The sequence below is a fragment of the Alkalibacillus haloalkaliphilus genome, from assembly GCF_007991275.1.
GTDB lineage: Bacteria > Bacillota > Bacilli > Bacillales > Alkalibacillaceae > Alkalibacillus > Alkalibacillus haloalkaliphilus.
Genome location: NZ_BJYA01000005.1, coordinates 29,561 through 44,550 on the forward strand (window position 1 = coordinate 29,561; position 14,990 = coordinate 44,550).

At 37.6% G+C, this 14,990-nt stretch carries 18 protein-coding genes and 1 riboswitch; of the genes, 1 reads left to right on the forward strand and 17 read right to left on the reverse strand.

Going from position 1 to position 14,990, the window contains the following annotated elements; genetic code table 11:
* Positions 1-12: 12 nt before the first annotated feature.
* Together AHA02nite_RS06215 and AHA02nite_RS06220 are read right to left on the reverse strand one after the other, a co-directional pair.
* Complete coding sequence (locus AHA02nite_RS06215) at positions 13-1,614, reverse strand: alkaline phosphatase family protein (protein ID WP_146815449.1); 1,602 nt, start codon at positions 1,612-1,614, stop codon at positions 13-15.
* 90 nt (positions 1,615-1,704) lie between these two features.
* Positions 1,705-1,989: a DUF3219 family protein gene (locus AHA02nite_RS06220; protein WP_146815451.1), complete on the reverse strand. Its 285-nt coding sequence runs from the start codon at positions 1,987-1,989 to the stop codon at positions 1,705-1,707.
* Positions 1,990-2,197: 208 nt separating this feature from the next.
* On the opposite strand from AHA02nite_RS06220, the gene AHA02nite_RS06225 reads away from it, so the two are divergent.
* Positions 2,198-2,479 carry a hypothetical protein gene (locus AHA02nite_RS06225; protein WP_218025403.1) on the forward strand — a complete coding sequence of 94 codons (282 nt, stop codon included), beginning with the start codon at positions 2,198-2,200 and terminating at the stop codon, positions 2,477-2,479.
* Positions 2,480-2,517: 38 nt separating this feature from the next.
* Here the strand turns inward: AHA02nite_RS06225 and AHA02nite_RS06230 are convergent, their stop codons facing one another.
* The 15 genes from AHA02nite_RS06230 to AHA02nite_RS06300 form a co-directional block, all read right to left on the reverse strand.
* The gene (locus AHA02nite_RS06230) at positions 2,518-4,479 is read right to left on the reverse strand and encodes an EAL domain-containing protein (protein ID WP_170235994.1); all 1,962 of its coding nucleotides are present in this window, start codon (positions 4,477-4,479) and stop codon (positions 2,518-2,520) included.
* A 389-nt stretch (positions 4,480-4,868) separates the two neighbouring features.
* Positions 4,869-5,600, reverse strand: coding sequence for a 7-carboxy-7-deazaguanine synthase QueE (gene queE, locus AHA02nite_RS06235; RefSeq protein WP_174758183.1), 732 nt, complete (start codon positions 5,598-5,600; stop codon positions 4,869-4,871).
* Positions 5,590-6,066, reverse strand: coding sequence for a 6-carboxytetrahydropterin synthase QueD (gene queD, locus AHA02nite_RS06240; RefSeq protein WP_146815457.1), 477 nt, complete (start codon positions 6,064-6,066; stop codon positions 5,590-5,592). Before queD ends, queE begins: the two co-directional genes overlap by 11 nt.
* A complete protein-coding gene (gene queC, locus AHA02nite_RS06245) occupies positions 6,066-6,743 on the reverse strand; it encodes a 7-cyano-7-deazaguanine synthase QueC (protein ID WP_146815459.1) in 678 nt (225 codons plus the stop codon). The genes queD and queC overlap by 1 nt, the downstream gene beginning before the upstream one ends.
* A 71-nt stretch (positions 6,744-6,814) precedes the next feature.
* Positions 6,815-6,860: riboswitch (PreQ1 riboswitch) on the reverse strand.
* An 86-nt stretch (positions 6,861-6,946) separates the two neighbouring features.
* Positions 6,947-7,531, reverse strand: coding sequence for a GNAT family N-acetyltransferase (locus AHA02nite_RS06250; RefSeq protein WP_146815592.1), 585 nt, complete (start codon positions 7,529-7,531; stop codon positions 6,947-6,949).
* Between the two features lie 11 nt (positions 7,532-7,542).
* On the reverse strand, positions 7,543-8,118 hold the full coding sequence (locus AHA02nite_RS06255) for a hypothetical protein (protein ID WP_170235995.1): 576 nt from the start codon (positions 8,116-8,118) through the stop codon (positions 7,543-7,545).
* Between the two features lie 2 nt (positions 8,119-8,120).
* Positions 8,121-8,534, reverse strand: coding sequence for a hypothetical protein (locus AHA02nite_RS06260; protein WP_146815464.1), 414 nt, complete (start codon positions 8,532-8,534; stop codon positions 8,121-8,123).
* A 57-nt stretch (positions 8,535-8,591) separates the two neighbouring features.
* Complete coding sequence (locus tag AHA02nite_RS06265; protein WP_146815466.1) at positions 8,592-8,891, reverse strand: TIGR04104 family putative zinc finger protein; 300 nt, start codon at positions 8,889-8,891, stop codon at positions 8,592-8,594.
* A 68-nt stretch (positions 8,892-8,959) separates the two neighbouring features.
* The gene (locus tag AHA02nite_RS06270; RefSeq protein ID WP_146815468.1) at positions 8,960-10,324 is read right to left on the reverse strand and encodes an amidase; all 1,365 of its coding nucleotides are present in this window, start codon (positions 10,322-10,324) and stop codon (positions 8,960-8,962) included.
* On the reverse strand, positions 10,317-10,508 hold the full coding sequence (locus AHA02nite_RS06275; RefSeq protein WP_146815470.1) for a hypothetical protein: 192 nt from the start codon (positions 10,506-10,508) through the stop codon (positions 10,317-10,319). The genes AHA02nite_RS06270 and AHA02nite_RS06275 overlap by 8 nt, the downstream gene beginning before the upstream one ends.
* 286 nt (positions 10,509-10,794) lie before the next feature.
* Complete coding sequence (locus tag AHA02nite_RS06280; RefSeq protein WP_170235996.1) at positions 10,795-11,310, reverse strand: NUDIX hydrolase; 516 nt, start codon at positions 11,308-11,310, stop codon at positions 10,795-10,797.
* A gap of 5 nt (positions 11,311-11,315) precedes the next feature.
* Entirely contained in the window at positions 11,316-12,401 is a 1,086-nt protein-coding gene (locus tag AHA02nite_RS06285; RefSeq protein ID WP_146815474.1) for a nitric oxide synthase oxygenase, read from the reverse strand.
* Positions 12,402-12,500: 99 nt separating this feature from the next.
* On the reverse strand, positions 12,501-13,694 hold the full coding sequence (locus tag AHA02nite_RS06290) for a Bcr/CflA family efflux MFS transporter (RefSeq protein WP_146815476.1): 1,194 nt from the start codon (positions 13,692-13,694) through the stop codon (positions 12,501-12,503).
* A gap of 88 nt (positions 13,695-13,782) precedes the next feature.
* The gene (locus AHA02nite_RS06295) at positions 13,783-14,238 is read right to left on the reverse strand and encodes a hypothetical protein (protein WP_146815478.1); all 456 of its coding nucleotides are present in this window, start codon (positions 14,236-14,238) and stop codon (positions 13,783-13,785) included.
* 14 nt (positions 14,239-14,252) lie between these two features.
* Positions 14,253-14,990, reverse strand: a complete 738-nt coding sequence (locus AHA02nite_RS06300) for a Bax inhibitor-1/YccA family protein (protein WP_146815480.1) — start codon at positions 14,988-14,990, stop codon at positions 14,253-14,255.

Sequence of the window (14,990 nt, forward strand, 5' to 3'; positions counted from 1 at the left end):
TTTAAACTTTGGCTATTCAATAGGTTCAGAATCACTAGTTAAAAGCTTTAAAATATAATCTTTCAAATCCACCATACGTATATACTCGGGAGATTGGTCTGTACCAGATACAATCATCGAAGCCATTAAGTCATTTTTATGGAAACCACCATGTTCTCCACCCGCTTCATGAATGGTGATCCCTTCTGCTCGAAAAGAATGCCCTGGTTTAGCAGCTAACATAATTTTAGGCGTGTCATGACTATTTAATGCAGTTATTAGATGGTTCAAAACGTCTGGATAATCAGAATAAACTACTTCATTCCTACTCATGTTTAAATCTAATATTTGTTCATTTCCTTCTATCGACCAGCTTTGGTCATATCGATCGATCCATTCTCCATTCACTTTAAACTGTAATAATCCCTCAACATCAGGACTAATGACATGAACTTCATCCCCTTCTTGCCAAGCTGCGAAATCAATACGACTGTCCTGTAACGACTGCTCAGCTAGTTCAGGAAGAATGCCCGCATCATGCACATCATACACGTAAGCTGAACGTTGATTGATACCAAATGCCACTTCTCCTTGACTGACCGGTTCACCTAATTCAGCAAAACTATACTCAGCATACAAACTTTCTAGATCAATCGCTATATCTTCTTCCTTTTCAAGCATTTGGTCTTGTCCATGGTCGCCAAATACGATGAAAATATTTTCTTCTATTGCTTCTTCCCAACTTTCATAACTATTTAATATGCCTTGTAAATACTCTTCAGCATCCTCAATACCACCTGTGTAACTTGGACTGTTTTTATGCGTTTCTCTATCATTTTCAGGGAAGAATATAAAGGTGAAGTCGGGTTGATCATCTTGGTCAATTAACTCTTGAACTACTTCCATTGAATACTGATCTTGCAATCCAATACGATTAAACAAACCATCCGATAACTCCTCTTCATCTTCTATAATTTCTGGTTTAGTAACTCGCCCTAAAGCTAAAACATTAGGCCCTTTTGTTTCGATTGTTTCAGGTAAATCCGACACTTCATCTAAATATAAAGGGATGGTTAGTTGATGAGGATGGTTACCACGATAAACAATTAAATTAATTGAACCAGACGTTAATCCCTCTTTATCTAACTCTTCAAAGATTGTTGGCACATCTTCATTTAAATGTTCGTTATTTAAACGATATAAAACATCATATGCCGATTGTGAGAAATCATTTTTCATCCAAAATTGCCACGTCGTTCCATAATTGACGATACGGTCCTCTTTCTCATCATACCAAGATAGACCTGGTACGTGATGTTGATCTGGCATTTCACCGGTCAGGATAGTACTTTCTATAGTCACTGACATACTAGGGACAGGCGCAATTAAGTCTGGGTAATATTGACCGTTCTCTTTTAAATATTGAAGAGCAGGCGCATCACCTTCTTCAATAACATGATTTAAAGTATGATCCATTATTGAATCAATCATAACCATGACGACTTTTTTATCAGAAAATGAACTGTCGACTTGTTCTTCGTATTTCTCGTCTTCTGATGATTGATTATGTTGACAACCTGAAATTGTTAAACTAAACAAAACAAATAATAAAAACGTATTAAAGGGTCTGTTCACTTTTACCACCCTTTCTAGTGGATTGTTTATTTAGTGGCATGTAAACAGTATTTTTCCCTTATTCAACGTAACTACTCTTATTCCAATTGTTTATTTTTCTATTAGCATTAAATAAAAATCACCGACAGAACCTTCTTCATATAAATTCGTAAAAGAGGTCGAGTAATTGTAGATCGTTGCTTCCATGTTCATTTGTTCATCTGGTACTGATACTCGGAAGTCATTTTGATACAGTAACGTTGTCACATCATGATAATCTTCGTGTTTCACTTTAAAACTAAACTTTATTAACCTTTTAACTTCAGCAGCTACATATATTTGACTAGACTCAAACTCCTCTGCAGTTATTAAATAATCGTTTATATAAATGTTCATTTAAAAGCCTCCTATAAAATAAACCTCCAGCTAACTGCTGAAGGTTTCTCTTCCCCTTAATAATTCAATAAATCTTGTTTATTTTCAACTATGACGATTTGAGCATTACCTGTCTTATTTTTGGAAGTATTAGTGGATAATTCATGATTTCTACTATACAATAGTATTAAATTTCCTTTTTATGAAATTAATGAAAGGACTGATGATTATGACAGTGATTGGTTGGCTAGCTCTTGTTGTTTTATTACTTGTCATCTTTTCAGTTACAACCATTCTGTTCATCCGACCACCACACAACCCAACCCTTGTCCATGCGTTATCGATCACACCTTTAATTGCAGGTGTCCTATTTGCGTTTACGTTACCCAATTCACTCATTTTCTCTGATGAAAGTGTAGCGTCATTTGTTAATATTATCGTACCTTTAGGCTGTATAATCGCTGCTTTTCCATTGGTTATTAGAGCGAATCGAGTGAAAAAAGCAATTTAAAAAAAGAGGCTGATTTATATACAGCCTCTTTCAACTTCTTAATAATGACTTAATTCTTCTTCTAATTGCTTCTTCTCAGTTATATCCACACAAGAACCAATCACTTCGATCACTTCACCATTCTCAATAATTGGCCTTAACTTCGCAATGTAGTGTATACCATTAAGCTCAGCTTCATAGCTCGCATCTTGACCTTCCCAAGCTTGAGTATAGTACTCTTCCTTTTCTTTAGCTTGTTTAGTCGGAACAAAGTCATATAACGTTTGTCCAACAACATCATTAGGGGTTAAACCGAGCTTTCGAACTAATTCTCCTTCACACAATGTATGAACATATCCACGGCTCGTTTTAATAAATTTAAGTGTCATACCTTGTTGTTGACTTAATGTATTTTTCAAGTCTCGTTGTAGTTGTTTTAGTTCTAGTTCTGCTTTCTTTCTCCTCGTAATGTCACGAGAAACGATAATGATGTGTGAGATTGAACCATCTTTAGTTAAAACAGGATTGCCGTGGGCTTCTACCCACAATTCATTACCTTTAGCATCCTTTAGTCTTGCTTCAACATAATGTGACTCTTTCGTTTTAAAAAGATGTTTAAATTCTTCTTGCACATGTTCGATATCTTTTTTAGCAATAAAATTAAAAATTAATTGCCCTTCCATTTGAGAACGGTCATAACCGAGCAGTTTATTATTAGATGTTGATGCATATTCAATAATTCCTTCACTACTTACAGAGACCAAGAAATCAGACATGTTTTCAGTTATCAATCGGTATTTTTGTTCACTATCGATTAAAGCTTTCTCTAGGCTTTTTTGTTTTGTCATATCTTTAATGACACTATATACACCAACTACTCGCTCTCCTAAACGCATTGGAAAGCAATTGACATTACATGAAACGTAACCACCTTCTTTATGAATGAGCTGAACATCAATTGGATCTGGTTCCCCACCCAATACAACTGTTTCAAAATGTTCCCGTGTTCTCTCAGCATCATCTGGGTGGACGTGTACATCGAGTTCTTTATTCAAGACTTCATGTTGTTCGAAGCCTAATATTTTTGCCACAGCTGGATTTACACTTAATATTTTACCGGTCAAGCTAAATGAACAGACTAAGTCTGGGTTTTGCTCAAACAACGACTTAAAGCGATGGTCGTGTATTTGTGCTGACCTTAAGTTCACTTTCTCTTCCAATCGGTAAATCATTTCAATCGCTTTAGATTCATAATGGGTTATATTTGCCTCAAAATCATTTGATAACATTGGTTTACTAAACACGAACCCTTGTGCTACTGAACAGTGATGCAACGCTAAAAAAGTAACGACTTCTTCCGTTTCAACACCTTCAGCTATAATTTGCAAATCTAAGTTGTGACACATTTGAATAATGTTTTTAACGATTGTTGAGTCTTTATGGCTATAAGGAATATCACTCATAAAAGATCGATCTAACTTTACTGTTGTAATTGGTAGATCACGCATATAAACTAATGTTGAATTTCCTTTGCCGAAGTCATCGATTGCTACTCTTACGCCTGTTTTTGAGATTTTTTTCAATGTGTATATAACATTTGAAATATCACTCATGACGGCGTTTTCTGTAATTTCAAGTTCTAAATAATGTGCTGCCAGTCCAGTTTCTTCCAATGTATCCATAATAACTTCGTAGAGTTCATTTTGTTCAAAGTCAAGCGGTGAAATATTAACAGAGATGACCGCTTTTTGTAAGCCTTCGTCATGCCACTGTTTATTTTGTTTACATGACTCTTTTAGTACCCATTTCGTGATATCAGTAATCGCACCCGTTTTTTCGGCCATAGGAATGAAGTCCGCCGGTGAAACCCAACCTTTTGTAGGATGTTCCCAACGAAGTAATGCTTCGATCCCAACAACTTCTCCTGTTGTTAAACTGATTTGTGGCTGATAGGCCAACTTAAACTCTTCATTCTTTATAGCAGACAAAAAATCTTGTCGCTCAAATACTTGATCACTCATTATGCCACTCCTTAAACACATCAAACAGCTGCAGTTTTTAGTTTATAAACTATAGGTCTTTATACCCTCATTGTTAAAGTGAAAAACTCTTTGGACCAATAAAAAAGTTAAGCCACGGTTCATTAGTGGCCTAACCATTATATCGGACAAATTTCTCTTACATTTAACATTTAGTCAAACTCTTTATTATGGAATTCTTTCTACACCAGAATCCATTTAACACACATCTACCTTAATATCTTGTAATATACCTACATCTAGGTCAATGTTCTCATCCCCTCAGTTTAGAATTAGACGTTATGATGGCATTTATACGCAGACCGACTAATAATAGGAAAATAAAAAAAAGAATGGATTTTCTCGTAAAAGAAAACCCATTCTCATATTAGTTAAACGCCTCGCTTATTGCCCCAAACTAATGTATGAAGTTGAGGTAAAACACGAACGTTATTGAGTTCATCATCTTGTACAACTCGATCAATTAATTGTTCATATTGGTTAAGTAAAGTACTCGTTAAATTGTCAATGTCTTCACCGTGAACATCACGGTTTCCGACTTGAAGGTAAAGTGGGATTTGAGGATAACGCTCTCCAATTCCTTTTGCGTATTGATAATCTGCTTCATCAAATATAACGACTTTCAAACTCGTTTGTTCTAACCGGTTGTGGTCTGTTAGATTATGAATAATGCGGTCAAGTATGGCAAAGTCTGTGCTCATATTTGAACTTGGTGGCTTTGGAGAAATCGTCAAGTCATCGATTTGTGTAAACCAATCTTGCCAACGACTTCCTTGTGTTTCTAAAGCAACTTCGATTTCATTTTGCTTAAGTAGGTTAATTAACTCATTTAAATTTTTTAATAAAGCTGGGTTACCACCTGAGATCGTCACATGATTAAAAAGATCTCCACCGATTTCTTTAAGTCTATTCCATATATCTTCAGCTGTCATTTGAACGATTTCATCTTTTGCGGATCCGTCCCAAGTAAACGCTGAGTCACACCAAGAACAAGAATAATCGCAACCGGCCGTTCGAACGAACATCGTCTTTTTACCGATGACCATCCCTTCCCCTTGAATCGTTGGGCCGAATATTTCTAAAACGGGAATTTTACTCATCATTCATCCACTCCCGTCTAGCTTCAGCGTAACTCGTTGGTGTTTCGAATAGACGAATGAATTCAACACGCGTCCCGTCATAACGACTTTCATCTTGTTGTAAGGCTTCATCCATTTTTTCATAAATCCATACGACCATATTTTCTGCGGTTGTGTTCATCGGAGGAAGCATTTCGTTAAGGTAACGGTGATCGAGATAAATTTCAATCAGTTCTTTCCAGATCTTCTTAATATCACCGAAATCAATTAAAATACCGGTGTCGTCAACATAGCCACTTATGCCGAAGATGACTTTGTACGTATGACCGTGTAAGTTTTTACATTTACCTTCGTAACAATGTAAATGGTGGGCTGCATCAAAAGTGAATTCTTTACTGACCATAACGCGTTTGTTGTGATATTTTAATTGTTCACGTTTAATATCTTCATCTAACTTCTCTAGCCGGTCAACAATTTTAAAATCCCACATTATGAAACACCCTTTTCAGTTAAGTATGCATCTAACCCTTCACGTCTTAACTGGCATGCTGGGCATTCACCGCAACCTTCAGCCATTACACCGTTATAGCATGTTAACGTTCTATTTTGAACGAAATCGAGTGCCCCTAATTCGTCTGATAACTGCCACACTTCTTTCTTATCACGCCACATAAGTGGAGTATGAATAACGAATTGATCATCCATTGATAAATTTAAAGTGACATTCAATGACTTAATAAAGCCATCACGACAATCTGGATAGCCGCTAAAATCTGTTTCTGATACGCCTGTAATAATATGTTTTGCACCAATTTGTTTACCTAAAACGGCAGCGAACGATAAAAATAAATGATTACGTCCTTCTACAAATGTCGATGGTAATTCACCATCTTTCTCTTCAATCTCGATATCATCACGTGTTAACGCATTAGCTGATAATTGGCTAATGAGTGACATATCGAGCACGCGATTGTTTACACCTAATTCTTTTGCGATTTCTTGAGCGACCTCAATTTCAAGGTCATGACGTTGATTGTAATCAAATGTTACCGTTTCAACTTCCTTAAAATTCTCTAATGCCCAAAACAAACACGTTGTACTGTCTTGACCACCGCTAAATACGACTAATGCTTTCTCGTTTTTCATCTTTATCACCTGTTTTTTCATATTTAGCCAACAGATACATGCAAAACGTCATAAAAAAAGCCACACCCCTAAGGATATGGCTGGACAATTAAGTATCCCTAGTTTTTTATAGAGGGTTTTGGCTAGAACCTCTCCCGATTGAAGTAACCGGATTTTGCTTATGTGATTTTTCACAGCTTTGATTATATCATAGATTATGAGATTGATTGAATGGTTATGTTTAACTATTTTGTTACAGCTTTAAAGTTAAATTGGTCTTTGATCTGATCATATTCTCGGTCTAAAATTCCCATTAAAACATCTGATGCATACTCACCATCGATTGGGACATTTTCGCGCTCCATTCCTTCTTGGACGAAACCGCACTTTTCATAACATGCAATAGCCCTTTTGTTAAAATCGAGCACGCGAAGTCCGACACGGTGAAGTTGTAATTGTTCAAAAGCATACTGTAAGACGAGTTGGGTAATCTCTGTACCTAAGCCTAATCCCCATACAGTAGAGTCAAAGATTCCAACTGAATAACTAGCACGGTTACTACGTTGATCGAGACGGAGACGAGCATGGCCTACCCAGCGTCCTTCGTATTCTATACACCATTCTAGTGGATTTTGCTCAGTTTTCTTAATAAACGCTTTGGCATCTTCATAAGTAAACTCTCGTAGATTGTGCGTGTCGCCACCGAACAATTTAACAACTTCAGGGTTACGTCCAAGCTGAAAGCGGTCATTGATATCTTGCTTTTTAGGCAACCTTAACGTCACACGCTCTCCAAAGATCAATGGTGCTTGATTTACTTTTTCCAGCATCATCACCTCATTTATTCAAATATAATCGGAACCGAACGCTCTTCACTCGCTTTCAAGTCATGAATGTGAAGAACACCTTCACCTGAACTTGGTTGATCTGTCAATGTCATGTTTAATTCAAGCCCCGTCCATTCAAAGTCACTTGATAAGTCACCGAACCAGTCGTCATCGATCTCGACATGCTCGATTGTTTCACCTAAATGATCAACGATTTCTAACTCAACTTGATTCACAGCATCGACATGAATCATCCCTTCAATCGAGATTGTATCAGTGATGACAGTGTCAGGTTGTGGTGAATGAAGTTCGAAGTTATCTGTTTGCGGGTTACTCGCCGACTCTACTTCTTCCTCTACTTGATCTTGTTCACTTTCTTCTGCTTGTTGTTCTTCAGATGAATTTTGCCTTTCTCGTTGTAGTTCACGCGTCTTTTCTTCTAGTTCTAATTGTAAAGATTGAATTTGTTCTTCCTGACTTTCAATCGTTGAAGACAGTTCCTGAACTTGCTCTTCAGATACTCCTTCTGGTTCCGATTGACAGGCTATTAAAACCATACTCAAACTGATACATATGATGATTAACCGCAATGTTATTCCCCTTTATTTTGAACAATTGTTTCAAGTGCTTGTATACTACGAAATAGTCGAAATGCTGTCATTAAGCTTAACCATATTACAATAGGTGCAAGCCATTGCAAAAAAGCACCAAGTATCGAAATCAAGACTAAGAGGCCGATATACTTCAGTGAGGTAATCAACTCAATAAACAGAATCGAACCTTTCACTTCTTCTCGCTTCATAAAAGCCAACGTAATTACGATGATAAATAAAGCAAAGAATAAAATAAAAGAAACTAAATGCAATATGCTATAAGGAATCAGTTGATAGATTGGCTCAAACAAATCAATAGAATATCTTGAAGTTGATGACCAGATGAGTGCGAATAATACAATTAAAGTCGAAAAAAACATATCTTGGCTTAACTTTACTGGTTTAATAGTCATTTTTTACACCTCAAATACTCTTAAAATAAAAAGCTCGCTATACGCGAGCGTAAGTGTTTACCATAATGGTTCGTGTTTATTAGATAATTGTACTGAATAAGGGATGATAAAAATAAAAATGGTCGCGATTAAAAGCCCTGAAGTGATCGTCGTGACAGTGCTAATATCAATCAACGGGCGGATTAAAATAAACGCGGAGACAATTAAAATACCAACCATACCTATTTTTATATCACGGTATGTAGGATATTGGGTTTCACCACATGTTGCACACTCTTTTCCAGTTAAACGTTTAAAACTTACTTTAAACGCATCAAACCAACCCCATTGTTCACCGCATGCTTGACATTTAGGCACTTGAACCCCTCCAACACATTAATATCTATTAATATTTTAACATAATATTCTATTATTTGGTAAAGGTTTTAACGCTGTTCAAATGCATTTCCAACTTGAAGTAAGAGCTTTTCTGTTAAATGATTGCTCATCAATTGTAAACCTAGAGGTAATCCTGCTGATGTTCTTCCCATTGGAATTGATAGACTTGGGATTCCCGTCGCTGCTGCTGGAGCTGTAAATGGCATATAGTCTTTTATTATTTCTTGATTTTGACTAATCCAATCTTCTTTAAATCGCGGCGCTGGATAAGGGGTCATTGGTGTTGCGATTAAATCGACATCTTCAAAAGCTTCTTGAAATGCCTCATTTAAACTTCTGCGCACTTGTTGTGCTGTCACGTATTGTGGGGATGTCGTTAATGTACCTGTATTAAAGAAAATTCGAACGTCACTCGCGAAATCTTCTGGCTGATGACGTAATCGATTGTAATGATAACTTGAACCTTCACCGATTGTTACTAAGTAGCCTGCATATGAAGCCATATCAAGCTTAGGAATCTCTATTTCGATTACTTCGGCCCCCATATTTTCTAACGTTGCTAACGCTGATTGAAAGGTATTGATTACTTCAGGCTCTGAACGGTCTATAAAATATCTAGGTACACCAATTTTGACACCGTCTATACCTTTATTTAAGTGCTTGTAATAATCTGGGACAGGCGCTTTAATACTGCCAGGGTCATCAGGATCATACCCTGCCATATACGTTAACATGATTGCTAAATCACTAACAGATCGTGCCATTGGTCCGGCATGATCCATCGACCAAGCCAATGGTGCAACACCATATCCACTCACTAAACCATAAGTCGGTTTCAATCCATACGTTCCAGTTAACGCAGCTGGCACACGAATTGAGCCAAAAGTATCTGTTCCTGTTGCGAGTGTTGATAAACCTGCTGCTAAAACTGCAGAGCTACCACCACTAGAGCCTCCAGGGGTACGTTGTAAGTCCCACGGATTCCTCGCATCACCATAAAACGGGTTCGTATTCGTCAGGCCACCGCCAAATTCATGCATGTTTAACTTCCCAGTCATAATACCACCAGCACACTGCAATTTTTCGACGGCTGTTGCTGTATAGTCTGGAACAAAATCTTGAAGAATTTCCGAACCAACTGTCGTGCGAACACCTTTTGTATAATAATTATCTTTTATACCAATTGGAATGCCGTGAAGAGGTCCTTTGTACAAACCATTCATAATTTCATTTTCAGCATGTCTAGCTTGATTGAGCGCTTGTTCTTCTAAGATGGTAATATAAGCATTCACTTCAGGGTCGACTTCATCGATCTGATTCATAATACTTTGCATCAACTCGACTGGAGATAATTGCTTCTCTTCAATTAGCGGGGCTAACTCACTAGCTGTCATCGAATATAATTCAGTCATATATAATCACATCCGGATCAACGACAACCATTGGAACTTCCTCATGTATTCCTGGATGATCATCAACGGCCAGTTGCAATTCATAAATCGTGTTTAGCATGTGCTGAATATATGGAACATCTTCTCGTATAACTGGAATGCCTTGTAACGCTAGCCCTTGTGGGACTATGTAGGCTGTGTCCATATTTATTTTCCTCCTCTATACAATCTAGGTTAATAACACTGTATGAAAAACCTAGTTGAATGTGAGGAGGTGTTTATTACTAATGAGGATGGGTAATTACCGAATAGCGGTGGATAATTGCCGAATAGAAGTTTTTATTACCGAATAGCGGCGGATAATTACCGAATAGAAGTTTTTATTACCGAATAGCGGTGGATAATTACCGAATAGAAGTTTTTATTACCGAATAGCGGTGCATTATTACCGAATAGCAGCCATTAATTACCGAATAGAAAGCTCTAAAATATTATTTAGCTGAAAGCCGCTCCCAATCTTGCAATACACTCCAAGACATTTGAGGCTCACCTTCATTTGAAAGCATCGCGCCAACATAGATTTCCTCATCATATTGACCAATATCCTCATAATGCATCACCAACTCACGAATCGCTTCTGTAACGTTTTCATCTTTAAGGCGAGCACTTGGAATCCAATTTAACTCGCCTTCATCGCTTTCGACCACGTCTACATTGGATTGAAGCTTGCCGAAATAAATGAACTGTATATAAATGTGATCATTTTTCATTCGATGCACGACATATTTATGTGTTAAGTCGCTAACTTGGTTTTGCTCAATGCCTGTCTCTTCATAAATCTCACGTAAGCAAGCTGATTGAGGATCATTCATTTCCCCAGTTTCCATATGACCACCAATCGGCACGCGCTTACCGGCTAAAAATTTAGCGTCAGTTTTTTTCTGTAATAATAAAACTTCATCATTCTCATTGAACAAAAATGCTGCGGCAAATTGCTTTAACTTCACTTCGATCATCCTTCTTTAAACGGCTTACCTTGGTAAAAGTAATTCGGCTTCACAATCTCATTACTATAAGGCTTATGAAAAATATGCGTTGTCGCTGGTGAAACGGGTGGGATGAGCCACGTCCATTTTCCAGTTACATCACGCTTTTCGCTTGCTTCTTTTTCTTCAAACTTTTTAAACTGTTGTGCAGCCGTATGATGATCGACTATGCTGACACCAGTTTCTTTAAAAGAATGAAGTACAGCTGTATTTAATTCGAGTAACGCCCGGTCTTTCCATAGTGTCGATTGACGTTTAACATTTAACCCCATATATTCAGCGATCGTCGGTAACATATCATAACGGTACTCATCGGCGAAGTTTCGTGCACCGATTTCAGTTCCCATATACCAGCCGTTAAATGGTGCAGCTGGATAAGTAATCCCACCAACGTCAAGTGACATATCTGAAATGATCGGAACAGCATACCATTGTAAACCGAGATCTGAAAACCACTCATAATCAGGGTGTTGAATCGGCACTTCTAATAAGACATGTTCAGGAATCTCAAACCATTTCGGCTCATTGCCATTAACTTGGGTGACGAGCGGTAAAATATCAAAGTGACCATATTTCGGCTTCCAACCAAGTTCAATACAAGCGTTCGTGAACTCGATTGAATCGGAATCACCAATAATACCTTGCTCGGTTTCATAACCTGCGTAGCGAATAAGTTGATGGTTCCAAATGCGAACCTTCTGACCTTGTTTCAATTGTGGGAAAACAGAAATCGTTGAACGAATGCGGCCACCGTTCGTCGCAAAATCAATGTGTTCAACTAACGCTTGAAAGATAGCTTCTTCTGTTTTTAAATGCCTTTGATCTCTAACATGAAGCTGATCCCAAAACAGTCTACCAATACAACGGTTACTGTTACGCCAGGCTACTTTTGCTCCATATTCTAACTCTTCATATGTTTGTTCATAAAAGCCTTTTTCAATGATTGCTTGCTCAACTTCTTCGATCCGACGTAACGCTTCGTCTTCAGTTTTGCCAAGCTCGTAATAAGTATTTATAATAAACTCGCGTGCTTCTTGACGCATTTGTTCCATAACAAATCACCTCTATGGATCTCTAATAATGTTAGCGTACCATAGAGGTGATTCGAAAAAGCTCAATAAATGTGAATAGACTCGTACAGATTTAAAATTCTACTCCTCTTTAGTCAAACTAAAAAATGCCACAAAACCAAGTAGTGACGTAACAAACATCACCGTTCCCATCGGTACAGCAGTCGTTTCATCTAAGCCGACAAGTGGTGATACCGCTGCACCTAATAATAATGGTAATGTACCTAATAAAGCACTGGCACTTCCCGCTCGGTTAGCTTGATGTTGCATCGCTAATGTAAACGTACTCGTTAACACCATTCCCATCGCTGTCATGTAAATGAAAATCGGAATAACTAACGAAATGAGCGGCCCTTCTATGATCGTCATAACAATTAAAAACGACGTCATCGTCACGACAGTAATGACTGCAGTTTTAAGTAACGTTCGTTCATGGAATACACCCGCTAAACGACCAATGAGGAAACTTCCGATAATAATACCAAGTCCATTTATACCAAAGAGCACACTAAAGACTTGTGGTGACACACCGTAAATATCTTGGTACACAAATGGCGTACCAGCCACATAGGCGAAACTACCGCCATGAATGAGTCCTAATGTTAAAGCATAACCGATAAATGTTTTGTCTTTAAATAAGCTGCTCATCGTTTTAACGGTACTACCTATTGAACTTGGAATCCGTCTTTCTTCTTCTAACGTCTCAGGTAATTTCCAAGCTGTAATGATGACAATGATAATCCCTAACAGACCTAAGAAGTAAAAGATCGTGTGCCAAGTAGCAAATGGAAAAGCTAAAATCACGCCACCAGCCATTGGTGCAAGCATTGGCGCTGTTGAGTTAATAACCATTAATAATGCGAAAAACTTCGTTAACTCTTTACCTGTAAACACGTCACGAACTACAGCTCGAGATAAGACAATACCAGCAGCTGCTGTAAACCCTTGTAAGAAACGAGCTATGATTAACGTTGTAATATTAGGCGCAATTGCACATAAAAAAGATGCTATCGCAAATAAAAATATACTAATTAATAATGGCTTCTTTCTCCCGCGCGCATCACTTATAGGACCGACGACAACTTGTCCTAAAGCAAGTCCAATTAAACACGTCGTCAGTGTTAATTGAACGAGTGAAGCACTCGCTTCTAAATCATTTGAAATACCCGGAAATCCCGGTAAGTACATATCAATATTAAGAGGGCCTAATACAGCCAACATCCCGAGTAGGAATGCTAGACCAATTCTCTCTTTTCCTTTTGGGTTATGTAACATAGATGTATACACCTTTCTAACTCTAGCTGTCTATTATTCAAATTTTTACTAGTCTATCATAGCACAACAAAATAAAAAAGGCTGATTATTAAAAATCAACCTTAACCAATCGTTTAATTTCTTCTATTAATGCTTTCTGTGCATCAACTGTCACACGCGGTTCCCATTCTTGGTCAACATCTTCAAAGTAGAAAGCTATCTTGCCATCTGTAAAAGCGACAAAGTGATAAGACGGCACATCTCCTGATTCCATTTGTTCATCATTAAATGTAAACATATAGTAATCTTCTTTTCTTAGCTTTTCAGCTACATCGTCCACTTCATGTTCAACAACTGATAAGCCTTTAACTTTTTCTAAGACGGATTGCGCTAGCTCTTGATCAGTTACGCCTTTAGATAAATTCGGGTCACTTCTGTTCTCAATAACCTTACTTACTACGAGGTGCTCAGCAAAATCAACCTCACTTAACGTAATGGTTTCTTCAGGTGCTTCATTACAAGCCGATAATAAAAAGATTAATAGAAACAAGCCAAAAACTTTCATAGAATACAACCCTTCTATTTTCTCGCTTTAATTTTGGCTAGTAAGCGAAGAATTTCTAAATACAACCAGATAATCGTCACCATTAAACCAAAGGCACCATACCATTCCATATACTTGGCTGCTTGTTGATTCGCTTTTCGTTCAATGAAATCAAAGTCGATCACTAAATTCAGTGCTGCAACGATAACGATTACAACACTAATTACAATTCCAAGTGGTGTAGCATCGTGTAAATGCGGGACTTGAAAACCGACAAATCGACCAATAAACGAAATAATGTAAGCTAAGAAGATTGCACCTGTTGCAGCAAAAACACCTAATCTAAATTTATCTGTCACACGAATGATTCCTAATCGATAAACGATTAACATCGCCAATAACGTCATAATAGTTAAAAATGCGGCTTGAAAGACGATTCCATCATACATGGCTTCATAATGGGCCGAGATAAACCCTAAACTTAAACCCTTCAACAATACATAGATAGGGGCTGTTACTGGTGAAAAGCGAGGAACAATAGCTGTTAAGATAGCAACACCTAAAGCCGCAATCACCGCGATCATTATAAATCCACCTAATGTTTGAGAGTCTTGCTGATACTGGTGCCAACTATATGTAGCAGTTATTAAAAGTAGCAATGCTAAAATTAACGTCTTTTGTACAGTTCCGTTAATCGTCATGACCTCATCTGAGAATCGTGCTTGATTGTTTGAAAATGTTTTGTCTTGTAAAGTTGGATTTCCTACCCTCAT